At 54.9% G+C, this 18,833-nt stretch carries 18 protein-coding genes and 1 tRNA gene; 13 read left to right on the plus strand and 6 right to left on the minus strand.

The genetic code is table 11. The annotated features are described in order from the left end of the window. Nucleotides 1–3: 3 nt before the first annotated feature. Nucleotides 4–852 (plus strand): DUF3097 domain-containing protein, encoded by an 849-nt coding sequence (locus tag U1140_RS04320; RefSeq protein ID WP_369846305.1) that lies wholly within the window; start codon nt 4–6, stop codon nt 850–852. On the opposite strand, the gene U1140_RS04325 is transcribed toward U1140_RS04320, so the two are convergent. Then, entirely contained in the window at nt 818–1,387 is a 570-nt protein-coding gene (locus tag U1140_RS04325; protein WP_369846306.1) for a MarR family transcriptional regulator, read from the minus strand. The two genes, U1140_RS04320 and U1140_RS04325, sit on opposite strands and share 35 nt — an antisense overlap. A gap of 107 nt (nt 1,388–1,494) precedes the next feature. After that, entirely contained in the window at nt 1,495–2,214 is a 720-nt protein-coding gene (locus U1140_RS04330) for a TVP38/TMEM64 family protein (protein ID WP_369846384.1), read from the minus strand. A 314-nt stretch (nt 2,215–2,528) separates the two neighbouring features. Between U1140_RS04330 and U1140_RS04335 the strand changes: the two genes are divergently transcribed. From U1140_RS04335 to U1140_RS04345, 3 genes are read left to right on the plus strand one after another with little or no spacing between them, the layout of a single operon-like run. Then, nucleotides 2,529–3,731 (plus strand): ABC transporter substrate-binding protein, encoded by a 1,203-nt coding sequence (locus tag U1140_RS04335; RefSeq protein WP_369846307.1) that lies wholly within the window; start codon nt 2,529–2,531, stop codon nt 3,729–3,731. Further along, nucleotides 3,731–4,867 carry a FecCD family ABC transporter permease gene (locus tag U1140_RS04340; RefSeq protein WP_369846308.1) on the plus strand — a complete coding sequence of 379 codons (1,137 nt, stop codon included), beginning with the start codon at nt 3,731–3,733 and terminating at the stop codon, nt 4,865–4,867. Before U1140_RS04335 ends, U1140_RS04340 begins: the two co-directional genes overlap by 1 nt. Before the next feature lie 20 nt (nt 4,868–4,887). After that, nucleotides 4,888–5,655 carry an ABC transporter ATP-binding protein gene (locus U1140_RS04345; RefSeq protein WP_369846385.1) on the plus strand — a complete coding sequence of 256 codons (768 nt, stop codon included), beginning with the start codon at nt 4,888–4,890 and terminating at the stop codon, nt 5,653–5,655. 191 nt (nt 5,656–5,846) lie between these two features. Here U1140_RS04345 and U1140_RS04350 read toward each other — a convergent pair. Continuing rightward, nucleotides 5,847–5,932 (minus strand) — tRNA-Leu (locus tag U1140_RS04350). A 276-nt stretch (nt 5,933–6,208) separates the two neighbouring features. On the opposite strand from U1140_RS04350, the gene U1140_RS04355 reads away from it, so the two are divergent. Further along, a complete protein-coding gene (locus tag U1140_RS04355) occupies nt 6,209–6,748 on the plus strand; it encodes a YbhB/YbcL family Raf kinase inhibitor-like protein (RefSeq protein WP_369846309.1) in 540 nt (179 codons plus the stop codon). Nucleotides 6,749–6,771: 23 nt separating this feature from the next. Next, a complete protein-coding gene (locus U1140_RS04360; protein ID WP_369846311.1) occupies nt 6,772–7,188 on the plus strand; it encodes a hypothetical protein in 417 nt (138 codons plus the stop codon). A gap of 39 nt (nt 7,189–7,227) precedes the next feature. Here U1140_RS04360 and U1140_RS04365 read toward each other — a convergent pair whose 3' ends face one another. Further along, nucleotides 7,228–8,409: a quinone-dependent dihydroorotate dehydrogenase gene (locus U1140_RS04365; RefSeq protein ID WP_369846312.1), complete on the minus strand. Its 1,182-nt coding sequence runs from the start codon at nt 8,407–8,409 to the stop codon at nt 7,228–7,230. Then, nucleotides 8,409–9,482, minus strand: coding sequence for a hypothetical protein (locus U1140_RS04370; RefSeq protein ID WP_369846314.1), 1,074 nt, complete (start codon nt 9,480–9,482; stop codon nt 8,409–8,411). Before U1140_RS04370 ends, U1140_RS04365 begins: the two co-directional genes overlap by 1 nt. A 190-nt stretch (nt 9,483–9,672) precedes the next feature. Between U1140_RS04370 and U1140_RS04375 the strand changes: the two genes are divergently transcribed. From U1140_RS04375 to U1140_RS04400, 6 genes are all read left to right on the plus strand, one after another. Then, nucleotides 9,673–10,500 carry an undecaprenyl-diphosphate phosphatase gene (locus U1140_RS04375; protein WP_369846386.1) on the plus strand — a complete coding sequence of 276 codons (828 nt, stop codon included), beginning with the start codon at nt 9,673–9,675 and terminating at the stop codon, nt 10,498–10,500. A gap of 21 nt (nt 10,501–10,521) precedes the next feature. Beyond that, complete coding sequence (mshC, locus tag U1140_RS04380; RefSeq protein WP_369846315.1) at nt 10,522–11,772, plus strand: cysteine--1-D-myo-inosityl 2-amino-2-deoxy-alpha-D-glucopyranoside ligase; 1,251 nt, start codon at nt 10,522–10,524, stop codon at nt 11,770–11,772. 60 nt (nt 11,773–11,832) lie between these two features. After that, on the plus strand, nt 11,833–12,105 hold the full coding sequence (locus tag U1140_RS04385) for a phosphoribosyl-ATP diphosphatase (protein WP_369846316.1): 273 nt from the start codon (nt 11,833–11,835) through the stop codon (nt 12,103–12,105). Nucleotides 12,106–12,178: 73 nt separating this feature from the next. Beyond that, on the plus strand, nt 12,179–13,024 hold the full coding sequence (gene hisG, locus U1140_RS04390; protein ID WP_369846317.1) for an ATP phosphoribosyltransferase: 846 nt from the start codon (nt 12,179–12,181) through the stop codon (nt 13,022–13,024). 119 nt (nt 13,025–13,143) lie between these two features. Then, a complete protein-coding gene (gene aspA, locus U1140_RS04395; RefSeq protein ID WP_369846318.1) occupies nt 13,144–14,700 on the plus strand; it encodes an aspartate ammonia-lyase in 1,557 nt (518 codons plus the stop codon). A 112-nt stretch (nt 14,701–14,812) separates the two neighbouring features. Continuing rightward, on the plus strand, nt 14,813–16,477 hold the full coding sequence (locus U1140_RS04400; RefSeq protein ID WP_369846319.1) for a formate--tetrahydrofolate ligase: 1,665 nt from the start codon (nt 14,813–14,815) through the stop codon (nt 16,475–16,477). Between the two features lie 64 nt (nt 16,478–16,541). Here U1140_RS04400 and U1140_RS04405 read toward each other — a convergent pair whose 3' ends face one another. Further along, nucleotides 16,542–17,402, minus strand: a complete 861-nt coding sequence (locus U1140_RS04405) for a RecB family exonuclease (protein ID WP_369846320.1) — start codon at nt 17,400–17,402, stop codon at nt 16,542–16,544. Between the two features lie 93 nt (nt 17,403–17,495). Here U1140_RS04405 and U1140_RS04410 point away from each other — a divergent pair, with 93 nt between their 5' ends. Further along, nucleotides 17,496–18,782 carry a M18 family aminopeptidase gene (locus U1140_RS04410; protein WP_369846321.1) on the plus strand — a complete coding sequence of 429 codons (1,287 nt, stop codon included), beginning with the start codon at nt 17,496–17,498 and terminating at the stop codon, nt 18,780–18,782. The last annotated feature ends 51 nt before the right edge of the window (nt 18,783–18,833 follow it).

Genomic DNA, 18,833 nt, shown 5'->3' on the forward strand with positions numbered 1-18,833 from the left:
ACCATGAGTAGAGATCGGTATAGCGGCGATATTTTACGAGGACATGCGCGTCGACAGACACCAAATTTTCCGGATCTGCAAGCTGAGCCCGGCCTGGTATTAGAAGTTGTCGGCGAAGATTTTGTCGGTGCACTCATCGATATCGACAAGACTTTTTCTGGTTACTTAGCGCGACTGGAAGATCGCTATGGCAACCGACGAGTGTTTCCCATCATTACCGGCGGGTTTTTACACGAAGGCCAACGCGTGAACCTGTCCACAAAGATGCAGCAACCGCAGCCACAGACACCGACGCATTCAAATTCGGGCTCGCGACGGGTAGAAAATCTTAGCGCCAGCGTTGCTGCCCCTTCGCGTATTTGGGTAGAAGGTGTGCATGACGCAGCACTCGTCGAAAAGATCTGGGGGCATGACCTTCGCGTAGAAGGCGTCGTCGTGGAATATCTAGAAGGGCTCGATAACCTCGAAGAACGGCTCACAGAATTCCAGCCGACGGCACAACGCCGTATCGGAGTTCTTGCGGATCACTTGATCGCGGGCACGAAAGAAGCACGACTGACCGAAAACGTCGGTCCACACGTTTTAGTGACCGGCCATCCGTACGTCGATATTTGGGAAGCCGTAAAACCTGCACGTGTCGGTTTAGCGGAATGGCCCCACATCCCGCGCGGGCAGGATTGGAAAACCGGGGTGTGCGAAGCTGTGGGGTGGTCAAACCCGAAAGAAGCGTGGCACCGGATCTATAATTCGGTGCATACCTTCAGGGATGTTGATATCTCTTTGATCGGCGCTGTGGAGCGTCTCGTGGACTTTGTGACTAACCCCGAGCTGCAGAAATCCGATCTGCTGTAGTCAAGAGGTTGACTGCCAGACGCCAACCTGCGTTTTCTGCAGCCCAACCTGCGGCCTGGAGACGTTGCGATATCGCTTGTTTGGAAATACCGAGTTGTTCTGCCGCCTCATTTTGGGTTAAGCCGCTGCGTACCATCGCGGTGGCTTCACGGCCTTCATAAGTTCGCTTATTGAGCACTTGTCCCAGCAAGGCAAAGCAGGCTGCGATATCTTCGGCCGCAGTTGGTGAGTTCGTTACTTCGGCCCACACGCTTCCAGCACGCGCATTACGCGGAAGCGTGCCTTGTGCCGCGGATAATGCTGAATCTTTGCCAGTGGCGACCCCGATTCCAACGGCCCATTCCCCGTCGGCAAGCAACGCCATGGTGATGTCACACACCGTTGATGGTTCATCCATCGTCGAGGCGATATCTTCCACGCCGACGACGTTGAATCCACCGACACCGTCCAGCGTTGACAAGGCTGCAGCCGAGCGTTGCACAAGATCAGCGCGCCGGGGTGCACTGCCACGGTAGCGGGCATGGACGGCAAACATATGGCCTCCTCAACGGTTACAAGCTGGTGCAGACGAGTCGATCTGGCATGAAATAAATCTAGATTCCAGTTTATACCCTGCTTAACCGCGGCCTCGCGCAGGCTAGTCTATGGTTCAGACTTGATTACCGTGCGCGTTTGCACCGGCATTCGGGCGTCAAGGATTAATCCACCAATCCCCACAACCGCGATTGCCGCCAGCAGCACGATGACAAGCGGATTCGTGCCTGCAATCAAGGTGTCACCGAAGAGCACCCCGACGACGGTACCCGGAGCCGAACCCAGCAGCGTGGCGAGGACGAACGGGAAAAACGGGATCGAAGTCAGCGCCGCGGTGTAATTGACTAGAGAAAACGGCACGCCGGCGATGAGGCGTAGCGATGCCACCGCGAGCCAGCCGCGCTTGCGCAACCGGTAGTTAATTCCAGACACCGCGGGGTGCTTGAGCCGGGGTGCCATCCAATCACCGAGCAACCAGCGGACTAACAGCAGAGAAATAGCGGCAGAGGCCGTCAGAGCAGTGAGCGCGATGAGTAGTCCGATCCACGGGCCATACAAAATCCCCGAGGCGACCGTCCATACCGTGCGCGGCAGGGGAAATTGGGTAAAAAATACATAACCCAGCCAGAACAGCACCATAAAACCACTGCCCGCAGAGTCAGCTGCTTCGCGTAACGACGTCAGGGTCGGAAAGTCGATAACGATAAACAGTATGAGCAAGGCAATCGCAATGCCTGCGACGGTGAGAATACGGGCGAGCGACCAGCGACGGATTGATGCCCATGCATCACGGCGGATGGTGCCACAAAAATGCAAGAAACTTTTCAGCCATGGTCCGCGTCGTGTGTTGCGCGCAGAATTATCCGATCGCTGGTGCTGTTGTGATTGGGTTCGATCTGAATCCATAGCTCCTCAGTCTAGTTGGTGGCTGTCTTAGCCAGAGTCATGCGTGCGTGCCTCTGGTAAAAGTCCCTGCCAAGTGTCGCCGTTGTTGCGTCGAGTAATGAACTGTCAGGAATCTTAATGTGTCCTACGTCATGTGTGCGAAAACAACCAGAAAAATATTGTTTAGACTTGCCTTATTGATTAACATAAGCCTGCCCTTGTTGGTCCCACGTAAGAATCTAATTTTAAGGAAGATGATGGCTCTTAAGAGGAAAAAGATTTTGACAGTGCTTGCAGCGGGTGTTGTATCCACCGCTGTTCTTGTCGCTTGTAGCACGGAGGAAACCTCGCAGGCAGATGGAAATTCGTCGCCAGGCGAAGGAAAAGACGGCGATAATGGCGCTGCCATCACGCTGACCGATATTGCTGGCAGGGAAGTCACGCTGGAAGAAGAACCAGAACGCATCATTCTCGGTGAAGGCCGCACGCTGTTTGCCACCGGAATTCTGAATACCGAAGACCCGCTGGATAAGGTCGTTGGCATCGGCACGGACCTGAAGAAAAACGTTCCTGATTACTATGAGCGTTTGGAAACGCAGCTTCCAGAAGTCAATGAGATTCCAGAAATCGGTGGTCTGTCCAAAGGCGATGTAACGGTAGAAAACCTGTTGAGCCTTACGCCCGATTTGGTGGTCTTGTCCATGGATGCCTACGAAGCTTCTGAGAAAGCCGGGCTGACCACAAAAATGGATGAGGCTGGCATGGAATATATCGTGACGGATTTCCGCTCGAAGCCTCTGGAAAACACGACGAAGTCAATGGAGCTTTTGGGGCAAATTTTTGGCCAAGAAGCACGTGCTGAAGAGTTCAACAAAGAGTGGCAAGAAACCGTTGATCTCGTTCAAGAACGTGCAGCCGAAGTTGCTGAAAAGCCAAAGACCTTCGTGTGGCGAGCAGCCGGTGTCCTGGATTGTTGTGGATCGTGGAATGACTCAAACATCTCTCAGCTAGTGAACACTGCCGGTGGTGACAACGTAGGCGATCACGTGATCGAAGGGGAATCTGGTGCACTGACGCCAGAAAAGGTGTTGGAATCCGATCCAGACATGATCATCGCCACGGGTGGCGACTGGTCTGAGATGAAAGACGACGCAGGAAACCCAGTCGGCTATGCAGCAGTGGGTTACGGCATCGATGAATCTTCGGCCAAAGCCAGCATCGAAAAGCTGCCAGAGATCCAACCAGGATTCGAAGATCTACGCGCGGTCAAGGACCACCAATTGCACGCCCTGTGGCACCAGTTCTATAACTCGCCATTCAACCACCTGGCCCTATTGCAGATCGCGCAGTGGATCAACCCAGAAGCCTACGAAGACATTGACGTAGTGCAGAAGTGGATGGATTCGCAAGAGAAGTATTCGCCAATTTCTGGCGACGGAACTCTGTTTATCACTAATTAATGATGGCAAACACGGCAAAGCAAACTTCAGCACCAGAAAAGAGACGAAAAGCTGCGGTGCAACCGGTGGTTACGTCTGGCACGGCGGATGCTGCTGTATTAGATCTCAAGCGCCAGCACAAAAAACTCACATGGCAGCGGATCGGCATAGTCGCTGGTCTTTGTGCAATCGCTGCGGCTGCTTTTGTTACCAGCAATTTTGTGGGAGCAATTGATATCAGCCCAGGTCAGGTGATTACAGGCATTCTTAACCCGTCCAGCTTGGACGACCAAACCCACACGGTGCTCTGGCGACTACGGTTACCGATGGCTGTCATGGCACTGTTGATCGGGGTAAGTCTTTCACTCGCGGGCGCAGAAATGCAGACTATCCTCAACAACCCACTCGCGGAGCCGTTTACGCTAGGTATTTCAGCTGCGGCCGCATTCGGCGGTGCGAGTGCGATTGTATTGCGGTGGCAGATAGTCAATCAGCCGCAATTAAATCTCGCATTAGTAGCATGGTTATCTTCAGTCATCGCCACTGGAGTGATCGTTATTGCTGCCATCCTGCGTGGTGTTCGGGCAGAAACTATGGTGTTGCTCGGCATTGGATTGGTCTTTTTCTTCCAAGCAATGTTGGCGCTCATTCAGTATCGTTCGTCGGCGGAGGCGCTACAGCAAATCGTATTCTGGTCGCTCGGCTCGTTAACGCGTGCTAGCTGGACCGGAAACGCGGTGTTAGCAGGAGTTTTGGCCGTAGCTATTCCAATCTTGTGGGCCTTGTCATGGCAATTGACTGCCTTGCGATTAGGTGATGCACGTGCGGCGGCTATGGGCGTGAACACTTCAGCGTTGCGCGTAATCGTGCTGGTTGTGGTTTCGCTGGTGGCAGCAACGACAGTCGCTTTTGCAGGCATCATTGGTTTCATTGGTTTGGTTGGCCCGCACATCGCCCGAATGCTCGTTGGTGAAGACCAACGCTATTTTGTACCTGCCTCCATGGCGGCTGGGGCCGCCGTGATGTGCACTGCGCATGCTCTGAGCTTGATCGTAAAACCGGGGCTGGCGATCCCGATTGGTATCGTGACCTCGTTGCTTGGCGTTCCATTCTTTATTGCAATTGTCATGGCTAGAAGGAGGGCACTGTGGAGCTAAACACTTCGAAGCCTGGCATTATGGACGTGGAATTGACCATCACAGGATTGCGCGCGGGATACGGCTCACACCAAATTCTTCATGATGTCAATGTTGAGCGGTTGACGGGAGGACAGATCGTTGGCCTCCTGGGCCCCAATGCATCCGGTAAGACTACACTCATCAAATCGCTTGCCGACGTACACCGTGGCTACGAAGGAGACATCAGATTTCGAGTCGACGGTGCTGCGCCACATCGAAAGAAGAAGCGCCAGCTGACCGGCTACGTGCCACAGGATCTGCCAAGCACCGCGGCATTGCGCGCATTCGAGGCCGTGCTCATCGCTGCACGACGCGAATCCTGCGAGGACCCGGTGCTGCGTACAGGTGAGATCATCCATGAGCTAAATCTCGACCACATTGCATCGCGTTATCTCAACGAGTTGTCCGGTGGACAGCGCCAGCTCGTTGCTCTCGCGCAAATGTTGGTGGGCCGACCAGGGCTCATGCTCTTGGATGAACCAACATCTGCCCTGGACCTCCATCACCAATTGTTCGTGCTCTCAAAAGTGCGTGAGAAGGCACGACAAGAGGGTAGTCTTGGCCTAATAGCCATCCACGACATCAACTTGGCTGCACGAATGTGTGACACGTTGGTGGTGCTGAAAGATGGCCAGATTCGGGCGCAGGGGGCTCCGAAAGACGTGCTGCGAACCGAATTAGTTGAATCTGTGTACCACGTCGAAGCAGATATTTTGCTGCATGATGAGGTCCCTTTGGTAGCGCCGCTGCAAGCTTTGCGAGATTAAGCCATTCTGCTATTGCGTGCGCTAAAGACCATGGTTGTTAGCCACTCTGCTGGCTACAGCCATACCAAAACGGGGTTAAACGCGGGCTAAACGCCAGCCAAACCAAAACGACGACATCACGCACCGGTCAGGCGCGAAAGGCAAAAAGTCTCGGGACACCGTTGAAACGATGTCCCGAGACTTCACAATTGTGCCCGGAGCGGGACTTGAACCCGCACGTCCGTTAATAGGACACTGACACCTCAAGCCAGCGCGTCTGCCATTCCGCCACCCGGGCAGGGTGCACGCAAGCATACGAGCGTAGTAAGTAGGAACAACTTGGTGAGAAGTTATCTACAAAGTTTTTCTACTTGCTTTGCTCTTAAGCTCGGCAACGCTGACTTACTTTAGTATGTCATATGTAGTTAAAACAAATTTGCAGGTTAAGGGCGAAAATGTGATGGCACAGGGAGAAACGATTGGCAAAACTAGGCATGCCATGAGCACTGTCAACGAATGCGGTCAGCCTGCAAAGCACCGGCGATTTCGGCAAGATTCAGGTACAAATGGTGTCATGACCGATTATGCAAATGACTCCCGTTTTCCTGGACCAGATCCATACGCACCGCTGAAGGACCTGCCGTCTTTCACACTGACTTCCACAGACTTAGTTGATGGCGATGAAATCCCGGAGAAATTCCAGGCTCCAGAGAGCAACTCGCCACAATTAGCGTGGTCAAATTTGCCGGAAGGCACTAAATCGCTAGCCGTGACATGCTTCGACCCGGACGCGCCGACTGCTTCCGGCTTTTGGCACTGGGCCGCGTTTAACATCCCTGCAGATATCACTGAACTGCCAACCAACGCGGGTGAGGCAGAAGACCTCGGCATCAAAGGCGTAAAATCCTTGGTCAACGACTCCGGTGAACGTACCCATTTTGGTGCGCAACCACCAGAGGGTCACGGCCCGCACCGCTACCTATACGCCGTGCATGCTGTAGACACCGAAGAAATGGAGATTCCAGAGGACGCGAGCCCGACAGTTTTGGGCTTTAACCTGCACTTCCACGCAATTGGGCGTGCCATCCTGTGGGGTTGGGCCGAAAACAAGTAAGTAGGGAAGTATGCTGTTCATTCATGGCAGCGAAAAACTCTTCTTCCAACAACGGTCACTCCACTGGGCGTGAAGTGACGGTGCCACTGGCTCTACGGGCCGGTGGCTCTTTTATTGCGCTTGCAGTTGCGCTGGCAATTTTTAGCGTGGTCGCATGGTTTTCTGATGGCTGGGCGGTACCATTCGCCATCACCCCAGCATTTTTGGCCATCTGTATTGCAGCAGTGCTTTTCGGCGCATTCGCCACCGTGAACCGCGCCCAGAAAGCGAGCGTGAGTCAAGTTGTTGCCCTAGCCGTGGCAGTCGCGCTCATCATTGCCAGTCAGTTCTTGCCATCGACGGCACTAGGCTACATGGGGCAACATTGGCTACTGCTGTATGCCGTGCTCGCGGTGTTGTGCGCATTGGTATTGCGCCGCTCCGTGATGCCGAAAGCCTAAATACAGAAGTGCTTTTCAGCTCTTTTTCGACTCCATGGTCTAGGCCTCACGCCATTCCAAGCCAGATCCCACAGCCGCGGAAATATTCTCTAAGCCGTGGGCATCTAACTGTTGCAGAATTCCGCGGTGAATATCTTTAATCCAACCTGGACCCCCATAGATCAGCCCCGTATATCCCTGCAACAGGGAAGCTCCGGCTGTAATACGTTCCCAGGCTTGCTGTGGGGTTGTGATCCCACCAACCGAGACCAGAACCAACTGATCTCCAATGCGTTCGTGCAAACGGTGCAACACTTCTAACGAACGTTGCGCTACTGGTGGGCCAGAGATTCCGCCTGCACCCGCTGCTTCGACTTGGGCAGCGGGAGTTTTCAGCCCCTGACGTGAAATCGTCGTATTCGTGGCAACAATTCCCGCAAGACCTAATTCGACGGCCAAATCCGCACAGGCATCAACGTCGGCGTTGGACAGGTCCGGAGCAATTTTTAACAACACTGGGCTAGTGCAAACTTCCTGCACTGCCTGCAGGATTGGGCGCAAAGATTCCACTGCCTGCAGGTCGCGCAATCCAGGTGTATTCGGCGACGACACGTTCACGACCAAGTAATCAGCCGCCGATCCCAGCACAGATGCCGAACGGCGGTAATCATCGACGGCCTGTTCCACCGGAGTCTTTTTGGTTTTACCGATGTTAATCCCGATGATTCCACGCTTAGCAGGATCACCACTCGTGAGATGCCCACGCAGGTTGCGGGCCGCGACGGCTGCACCGTCGTTATTGAACCCCATGCGATTCAGAATGGCATGGTCTTCGCGCAAGCGGAACAAGCGCGGTTGTGGGTTACCAGGTTGTGCTGCCGCCGTGACGGTACCCAGTTCAGCAAATCCAAAGCCAATAGCCGACCATGCTTTGGCTGCGCGGGCATTTTTGTCGAAGCCTGCGGCTAACCCCAGCGGACGTGGAAACCGCACGCCGAAAACCTCTTGGGAAAGTCGGGGATCATCGGTGCACAAAGTTTTTGACAGCAAGCCGCGCAACAGCGCTGAGGAATTGACGAATGCCATGACGTTATTGGCGCCATGGTGAATGCGCTCTGGATCGACCTGGAACATTACGCGCAGTGCCGTGCCATACACCGCTCGATAGAGCTTCTTGCGTGCTCCGGCTAGAGCTCGTTCGATAGTGCGGTTTTCCCGTGATTGTGCAGACTGTGAAGCCATTACTGTGCTTTCTCCTCAGATAATTCTGGATCAGCAATAACCTGGATACCGGCCCCGGAAGCTGATCCCAGTACGATTGTGCCCTCGTCGTTAATCACCATCGATTGTGCATCAGCGATCGTGTGTAACTGGCTGGCTTGCTGGGGGATACCGCTCGAGATCTTGAATCCAGTCAACCGGTTGCCTTCGGTGGAAGCGACCCAGGCTAGTTCCCGCTCGCTATCCCAGCCCACGGCCCACGGTCCTGCTGGAACAGGGGTAGTTTGGTGCAATCGAATCACGTCGAGGGCGGTGTAGACAGCCATCTGATCACCCCGAGTATCGGCTGCTAGCACTAATCCCTCATCACCGGCGGAGATCGCACCGACACCCAGGCCGACCCGCAAAGTGCCGCCACCGCGTTCGTTACGCCAATCCAAATTCTGAATTGTCGTGTCTTCTCTCCAGGTGCGCACCAATTGTTCGCCGTGCGATTCTGATTCCACGTGCACTAATTCGTCAGTAGGCGCTGCTGCGGCAAATTTGCTGTGTACTGCGCCGTCAGGTGCCACGATGGCGATGTCCGCGGTCTCATTCGAGGCGAGAACTAGATCGCCATTGTTCATGCGAGTCGCTGCGGTAACCGAGAAGTCTACCTCCGGGGTGATTTCTTCAGCCGTGGTTTCACCAGCTGCAAATACCTGCACGGTGGAATCGCAAGCGAGGACAAAATGATCCGCGGTGGCAGTTAGGTCGCCACATGCGGGAGCAATATCAATGACTGTTCCACCGTCGGCAAGCTCGTCGACGGTGCCAAACCACAGTGCATCGTCGTTGCGCACCGCAAGAGTATCACCAGCTATTGCCATGTCCGAGACGCGGGAAAATTCCGGACGGGAGACCGTCATGCCAGCGAGCTTGGCTTCATCAACTGCCGGAGAACTGACGACTGGGCTGGCATTCCCCATGGCCGGGGCATCACCACCGGGAAGCACGGGATTATCTGCACAAGCGACGAGCGCGCTGGCACTCACTAAAGCACACGCAGCGAACACGTAGGGACGAAATTGCACCGACCGAAACCGCATATTCACAACAGCTGAGTTTATCAGCAGCAGCAGAAAACTCCGGAAGCTGGATCCAGCAAACAGCGACGCCGATAGAGCAGGGAGTTCAACAGCATTCGGGCAAAGGTATAGTCTGGTAGCCGTGATTACGAGCGATGTAGCGTTAGATACCGCTAGCCACGCGGCGAGCACTACGGCAACGGCCGCCGAAATTGATATGACGTGGGTGCAGGTCGTCGTCTTATCCGTGCTGCAGGGCTTAACCGAATTCCTTCCGGTATCGTCGTCCGGCCACTTGCGGATCTTCTCGGAGTTTTTCTGGGGCGCCGATGCAGGTGCATCTTTTACTGCCGTCATCCAACTGGGTACCGAAATCGCAGTCGTGATTTTCTTCTGGCGGGAAATTGTTCAAATAGTGCGTGGCTGGTGCCGCGGCATCGTCGATCGGGAAGCACGCGGCGCTGATTGGAAAATGGGCTGGATGATCATCGTCGGCTCGATCCCCATCGGAGTCATCGGTTTTCTGGCGAAAGATTTTATTCGCGAATCATTACGGAATCTGTGGATCACAGCGGCCGTTCTCATTTTGTTCTCGTTCGTGTTCATTGCCGCCGAGCGCTGGGGAAAAAAAACTCGTACCAGTGAAGAGCTGAATTTTCGAGATGCAATCGTGATGGGCTTGGCGCAATGTCTCGCATTGATTCCCGGCGTATCACGCTCGGGCGGCACGATTTCTGCCGGTTTGTTTCTGAACCTCGACCGGGAAGTTGCCACGCGCTTCAGTTTCTTGCTGGCGATTCCTGCAGTCATGGCATCTGGCTTGTTTTCGCTTCCCGACGCATTCGGCCCATCCGCTGGGCAGGCTGCCAGCGGAATGCAGCTCGCCATCGGCACGCTGATCGCCGGTCTCGTCGGTTATGCTGCAATCGCCTGGCTGTTGAAGTTCGTCGCCAATCACTCATTTGCGTGGTTCGCGGCATATCGAATCCCGCTGGGCCTGCTGGTCATGCTGCTATTGGGCTTGGGAATACTACAACCTGTCTAAACGGCGTTAGAGTAGGGAATTATGAAATCTTGGTCTGCTCCTACTGTTCCCACCATTCCCTCCCGTCATGGCGCCGCCGAGCCGTTGCATCTCTATGACACTGCCGACGCCAAGGTACGTGAGGTTACCTTCCAGAACCCAGAGGGCCCGGTCGGCATGTACGTCTGCGGGATCACCCCCTATGATTCGACGCACCTGGGACACGCAGCGACCTATCTCACCTTTGACCTTGTGTATCGGGCCTTGCTGGACAACGGACGAGACGTCCATTTTGTACAAAACGTCACCGACGTTGACGACCCATTGTTCGAACGCGCCAACCGCGATAACCAGGATTGGCGCGAGTTAGGCAAAGAGCAAACGGATTTATTCCGTTCAGATATGCAGCAATTAGGTATCATCCCGCCGCACGATTTCATGTCGGTCTCGGAAACCGTTGACGAGATTATAGACATCGTCGGCACGTTGTTAGAGCAGGGCAAGGCCTATGTCATCGACGGAGAATATCCGGATATCTATGCTCCTATTACTGCGACAGAGCAGTTCGGCTACGAATCGAACTTCAGCCGCACGGAGATGATGGAAGTCTTTGCCGAACGTGGTGGCGACCCAGAACGAGCAGGCAAAAAAGATGCGCTCGATGCCTTGATCTGGAAGGCAGAACGCCCTGGCGAACCTTCCTGGGAAGCACCGTTCGGTCGTGGTCGCCCTGGCTGGCACATCGAATGCGCCGCGATTGCCGCTAATCGCTTGGGCGCCCGATTTGATATTCAAGGCGGCGGTTCTGATCTAGTCTTCCCGCATCACGAGTTTTCTGCCGCACACGTTGAATCTGCCTTCGGCATCGATCGCATGGCAGGCCATTATGTGCATGCTGGCATGATCGGGCTAGAGGGCACGAAAATGTCGAAATCACTGGGTAATCTAGTCTTTATTCATAAACTCACTGCCGCCGGGCATGAGGCTTCGGCAATCCGGATTGGGGTGTACTCGCAGCATTACCGGAGCGATCGAGACTGGTCGGACGAGCTGCTGGCTGACAGCGAAAAACGCTTGGCGACGTGGCGTAATGCCCTCGAAAAACCCGGCGATCTTGCAGGCGCGCAGCAGTTGGTGCACACGATGCGGCAGCGGATCGCCGATGATCTGGATTCTCCTGGAGCTTTGGCAGCAGTCGATGACTGGGCGGCACAAGCACGGGGCGCGGATGATCCACAAGCAGCTGAACTCATTCGCCTGGCGTTGAATTCACTACTGGGAATTTCTGCTTAAACTGCACGAGCGCCACCGTAGACGCTTTTTCTGCAAACAATCGCGAAGTTTTGCCCTAGAATGGCCGTCGTGAAGAATTTTGACGAGTTGCACGCAGAATTAGCCCGCAAAGCTCAACAACGGCCAGAAGGATCCGGAACCGTCGAAGCCCTGGATGCTGGTGTGCATCATATCGGCAAAAAAGTCATCGAAGAAGCCGGTGAAGTCTGGATCGCCGCGGAATATCAGTCTGATGAAGAACTGTCCGAGGAAATCTCGCAGTTGCTGTATTGGACGCAAGTCATGATGGTTGCGCGTGGTCTGAATCCGGACGATATTTACCGCTACCTCTAGCGTCGGCGGTTTCTAACGTGCCGCGCTAGTCGCACCTGCCGATATTCTGCCCTGAATTGCAAAGGTATTTCCCATGATCAAAATCGCTATTCCCAACAAAGGTTCGCTTTCCGACGCTGCACAATCGATTCTGAAAGAAGCCGGCTATAAAACCCGCGGCTATTCCAAGGCTTTGGCGGTTGCAGATACCGAGCACGATATCGAGTTTTTCTTTCTTCGCCCGAAAGATATCGCAATCTATGTTGCCAATGGTCAGTTAGATCTGGGTATCACCGGACGCGATTTAGCTGCGGATTCGCGTGCGGCCGTTGATGAGGTTTTGCCGCTCGGTTTCGGTGATTCCCGTTTTTATTTCGCCGCCCCAGAAAGCGAAAATTGGCAGGTCGAACAGCTTGCGGGTAAGAGGATCGCGACCTCGTATCCAAACCTAGTGCGCGATTACCTAACGCAGCGCGATATTTCCGCTGAGGTGATCCGACTCGATGGCGCCGTAGAAATTTCTATCAAGTTGGGCGTGGCTGATGCTATCGCCGATGTCGTCTCCACGGGAAATACCTTGCGTCAACAGGGGTTAAAAGCCTTTGGTGAGCCCATCATTGAGTCTGAGGCCGTGGTGGTTTCTCGCCGCGGCACCGAGATTACTAGCGAGCAAAAGATCTTGCTCTCGCGTATCCAGGGGATTTTGCATGCACAAAATTACGTCATGATCGATTACAATATCGCCCGGGAGAATTTGGACGCAGCTGCGAAGTTCACCCCGGGGCTTACCGGCCCTACTGTCTCGCCGCTGGCACGGGATAACTGGGTTGCGGTGCGCGCACTCGTTCCGCGCAAGCAGGCAAACAACTTGATGGATGAGATTTCTGCAGTGGGTGCTGAGGCAATTTTGGCGACGGATCTTCGTATCGCACGCATGTAACCGTCGCCAGGTACTCTGGGGCGGTAACGGACGTCAAAGAAGCGTTCTACGAGCTCACTACCACCGAGCTCGATCAACCAACCTCGAGCGCACACCCGCGCAAAGGAGTGAGTTTTTAGATGGCGAAGAAATCCGACGACAACACCGTTAACCAGGATTCCGCGAACACCGCAAAGTCCAACGAGCAAGAAACCACCGCCTCGCAGGCTTCGAAGTCGAAGGAACCTTCCGGCGGTACTGCTACCAAGTCGAACAAAAAAACGCGTGTCGAACGAGACTTGCTCGGCGAGCTAGAAGTTCCCAACGACGTTTATTATGGCGTGCACACCATGCGCGCGATCGACAATTTCCAGATCTCGTGGGTAACGATCAACAACGTTCCGGAGTTCATCCGTGGCATGGTGATGGTGAAAAAGGCCGCTGCGATGGCCAACCGTCGTTTGCACACCCTGCCAAAGAAGAAGGCCGAAGCCATCATCTGGGCATGTGACCAGATTTTGGAAGAAGGTCGCTGCATGGATCAGTTCCCACTGGATGTTTTCCAGGGTGGTGCCGGTACCTCGCTGAACATGAACACCAACGAGGTTGTCACCAACCTCGCCCTGGAATACCTGGGCGAAGAAAAGGGATCCTACGACGTCATCAACCCGAACGATGATGTGAATATGTCGCAGTCGACCAATGACGCATACCCAACGGGTTTCCGCTTGGGGCTTTATGCTGTCATGGATCGCCTGATTGATCAGATCGGAAAGCTCGAGCAAGCATTTACGAAGAAAGCCCACGAGTTTTCCGACATCCTGAAGATGGGGCGTACCCAGCTGCAAGATGCTGTGCCAATGACGCTTGGCGACGAATTCCGCGCGTTCGGGGCAAATCTTGCTGAAGAGCAATCGGTCTTGCGCGAGGCCCAGGAGCGCCTGCTCGAGATCAACTTGGGCGCAACCGCTATCGGTACCGGCGTCAACACCCCAGCTGGTTACCGCCACCAGGTCACTGCCGCTTTGTCCGAGGTTTCCGGATTGGAGCTGAAGACCGCGCGCGACCTGATCGAAGCAACCTCTGATACCGGTGCTTATGTGTTGGCTCACTCAGCGGTCAAGCGCGCTGCATCCAAGCTGGGCAAGATCTGTAATGACTTGCGTCTGCTGTCGTCCGGCCCACGTACCGGTCTGAACGAAATCAACCTGCCAGAACGCCAGGCTGGTTCGTCCATCATGCCAGCGAAGGTCAACCCGGTTATTCCGGAGGTCGTAAACCAGACGGTCTTCAAGGTCTTCGGCAATGACCTGACTGTCTCTATGGCATCTGAGGCAGGCCAGTTGCAGCTGAACGTGATGGAACCTGCAATGGGTGAAGCGCTGTTCCAGTCGGTGCGAATCTTGGGTAATGCAGTCGATGCTTTGCGCGAAAAGTGTGTGGTCGGTATCACCGCCAACGCCGATGTCTGCCGCGAATACGTGGAAAACTCCATCGGTATCGTGACCTACCTCAACCCGTTGATTGGACATCACCAGGGTGACATCATCGGTAAAGAAGCAGCGAAAACCGGTAAGTCCGTCCGTGAATTGGTCCTGGAAAAGGGCTTGCTGGATGAAGAAACGGTCGATCGCGTGCTGTCGAAAGAAAACCTTATGCACCCAGAATTCCGCGGAAAGCTCTACCTCAACGACTAAACATCGTCACTTAAGTCGGCTCGCCCGCTGTTCTACTGGTTGTTTTCGCAGCTCATAAGCTAGCGAATATAATGCCCATCACTTTGGTGAGAATCTCATTAAAGTGGTGGGCATGAGTTCTATTCCCGCAGATGTTGAAATTGCGAATAATCACGTACTGGAGCCGATCTCGCAGATAGCGAAAAAGGCGGAAATCCCAGATGAAGCCCTCGTACCCTACGGCGAAAAGAAGGCCAAGATTGATACGAGCAAGCTGGACTGGAGCCGGGAAAAGGGCAAGCTTGTCCTAGTCACCGGTGTCTCTCCCACACCAGCGGGAGAAGGTAAATCGACCACCCTCATTGGACTGACTGACGCGTTGGCGCAAGCTGGCAAAAACGCAATGGTCGCCATCCGCGAACCATCCCTGGGGCCGGTTATGGGCATTAAAGGTGGTGCTGCCGGCGGTGGCTATTCACAGATCGTTCCGATGGACGAAATCAATCTGCACTTTAACGGCGATTTCCACGCCATCACTTCTGCAAACAATACGCTCGCTGCACTGATCGACAACCACATCCACCAAGGCAACGAACTGGGCATCGACCCTCGCCGGGTGAGCTGGCAGCGCTGCGAAGACGTCAACGACCGTTCTCTGCGCTCTGTGGTAACCGGGCTGGGCGGGCCAGGCAGCGGGGCACCGCGCGAAGCCGGGTTCACCATCACCGCAGCCTCAGAGATCATGGCGATCGTCGGCTTGTCGACGGATTTGGCTGACTTACGCAAGCGTCTCGGCGACATCACCGTTGGCTATAACTACGACAAACAGCCGGTGACCGCTCGTGAGCTTAATGCCGACGGCGCACTGACGGTACTTCTCAAAGATGCCCTGCAACCGAACCTGGTGCAGACACTCGGCGGTGTACCAGCGCTTGTGCACACTGGGCCATTCGGCAACATTGCGCATGGCTGCAACAGCGTGTTAGCGACCAAGGTTGCCTTAAACCAGGCCGATATTGTGCTGACGGAAGCCGGTTTCGGCTCTGATCTGGGCGCAGAAAAATTCTTTGATATCAAGGCCCGTCACGCTGAACTCAACGTTGATGCTGCGGTTGTGGTTGCTACCATTCGTTCGCTGAAGTTCAACGGTGGTCTCGCCAAAGAGGAGCTAGAAACTCCGAACGTCGAGGCATTGCGCGAAGGGATTGCAAACCTGGAACAGCACGTCAACAACGTGCGGCAATTCGGAGTGCGTCCGGTCGTTGCATTGAACATCTTCGGCTCGGACAGTGCAGAAGAAATCGCGTTCATGCACGAATGGGCAGAAAACTTCGACGTGGATTTGGCCGAATCGACGGTCTTCGCACACGGTGGCGCCGGCGCAGAGGATCTCGCCAACAAAGTGCTGGCAAATCTCAACGGCCAGAGCACGACTTTGTACGACCCAGCAGACGGTGTGGAAGCCTCAATTGAGGCGATTGCGAAGAACGTCTACGGCGCGGCAAACGTGGAATACTCTGTCAACGCCCGTAAAGATCTCACCTATCTGCGTGAGTGCGGCTGGGATCAGCTGCCGGTATGTATCTCGAAGACGCAGTATTCATTCAGCGATGATCCATCGCAGCTCGGTGCGCCGAAAGGGCACACCCTGCACGTGCGTAAACTGCTTCCACGCACCGGCGCAGGGTTCATCCTCGCACTGACCGGAGAGGTTATGACGATGCCGGGTCTGCCGAAGCGTCCGGCTGCTGAGCGCATCGATATCTCTGCCGACGGAGTCATCAGCGGATTGTCCTAGTCCTCGGTACCTGGCGCTCCCGCATGCGCGCCAGGTTGTGAGCCCCAACTAGTCCAGCGGCAGACTACGAAGTCTGGTCTGCCGCTGATCCTGGCCAGCCAGGGTATGGGGGAGGCGTTCCACCAAATTCGGGGCAGAGTTTTTGGTGCGGGCACCACCCGCACAATTTCGATGTTTTCGTGCGGAAATGGCCGCTGCGGCCATCGCGTTCGATTTTTGCCCACAACTCACCGAGATCCCGCTCGAAAAATTCGAGTTCTTCTTTCGACGGTGCCAGCACCATATCGTCGATGACTTTGATATACATGAGCCGCAATTGGTTGGGGATGACCTGCTGCAATCTCCAATAGACCAGGGCATAAAACAGCATCTGGAACCTGGCATTGTGCGAAAACCGGGGGATGGGCTTTTTGCCGGTCTTGTAGTCGACCACGCGGACTTCGCCAGTGGGTGCTTTATCCACCCGGTCAATGAATCCGCGCACCGGAACGCCATTGGGCAAGACGGTATCGACGTACATTTCGACGGATTCCGCGTCAAAGCCCTGGGGGTTTTCCATGTGGAAATAGCCTTTGACCAAGCTGCGACATTGCACTAAAAAGTCGTAGGTTTCGGCCTCGGGAACTAACTCGGCCAGCTCCTCGTCGGCCGCCCGCATTTTTTCCCAATTCGGTTTCAGCATCTTCACTGCAGCTGGGTAGGTTCGCTGTGCGGCGGGCAACTTATGCATTTCTTCGAGCACGGCGTGCACGAGAGTACCTTTGACCTGCGCAAGCGTTTTTGGTTCTGGCAAGCGATCAATAGCCCGGAGTCGATAAAGCAGCGGGCATTGTTGGTAATCGCCAGCTCGCGACGGTGATAAAGCGAGCGGTTTTGGGCGTCGCGAAGCTTTCTTGTGCGCGGTGGTGTTGCCGGTAGTGCTCATAATGCTATCCAGCTTAAACGGTGCTTCGCGGTTGGCACTAAGCTGGGGGAGACGAAAGCATATGCCAACCGAGACCCGAAGGTATGAATTGCGATGAATGAAATCAATAGATTTATGGAGTTTTTGGATTCTGCACCAAGTTCTTTCCATGCAGCGCATGCGGTCGCAGAGCAGTTGGTCGAGGCTGGATTTACTCGGCATGATGAGGCACAGCCGTGGGATGCAAGCCCCGGCGGTCATGTGATCGTTCGCGATGGTGCGGTGATGGCCTGGTTTGTTCCCGAGGATGCCAACGAGAAATCTGGTTTCCGCATCATCGGTTCGCATACGGACTCACCAGGTTTTAGCCTGAAGCCGCAGCCAGATAGCACTCAACACGGTTGGCACCAATTGGGAGTTGAAATTTACGGTGGCCCGATCATTCCGTCGTGGTTTGACCGCGAACTCACTTTGGCAGGCCAAGTGATTCTGACTGATGGTTCGGAAAGGCTGGTCAATACTGGCCCGATTCTGCGAATTCCGCACTTGGCTATTCACTTGGATAGCTCGAAGGAGTTCAGCATCGACAAGCAAAAACATGTGCACCCGATCATGGGGCTTGCCGAGGCCACAAGCGAAGCGATCACTGAACAGGTGTCGTCGGGAAGCATCGCGGATTTGATCGCGGGGCAGTTGGGGATCGACGAAGCGGATATTGCTTCCTGGAACCTGATTACCGCGCCTGCACAACCAGCGGGATTGTTCGGCGCGAATGCAGATTTTCTTGCCTCGTCGCGCATGGACAATCTTTCGAGTGTTTTCGCTAGTCTCACTGCGTTGTTGCGCGCGGTCGAGGCCGGCGATTCTGGTTCCGATATCGCTGTATTAGCGGCTTTTGACCACGAAGAAGTCGGATCGGCGTCGACGACGGGCGCGCAGGGCCCGATTTTGTCGGAAGTGTTGGAACGCACGGCTACTGCGATGGGGGTTGACCGCGAAGGTTATTTGCAGATGCTGCGCCGCTCGTCGTGTGTGTCGGCGGATGCCGCGCATTCAATTCACCCGAACTATGCCGAAAAACATGATCCACACAATCCGCCCATCATCGGCGGTGGGCCGGTAACCAAGATCAACTCGAAGCAACGCTATGCCTCGAATGCGCGCACGATCGCTTTGTGGGAAAACGCCTGCCGCGCTGCCATGGTGCCGATCCAGAATTACGTCAGCAAGAATTCTGTGCCCTGCGGCTCCACGATCGGGCCGGCAACGGCGACGGCTTTGGGCATCGATACCGTTGACGTCGGTGTGCCGATGCTGTCGATGCACTCTGCACGGGAAATGATTGGCGTCTCCGACCAATTATGGCTCTCGCAGGCGCTGGAGGCTTACCTCATTCATTAATTTCGCGGTTACTATCATCACCTATCGCTCGAGCTTCGCGCCAACCACAAG

The sequence above is a fragment of the Corynebacterium drakensteinense genome, assembly GCF_041224285.1.
In the GTDB taxonomy this organism is placed as follows: domain Bacteria; phylum Actinomycetota; class Actinomycetes; order Mycobacteriales; family Mycobacteriaceae; genus Corynebacterium.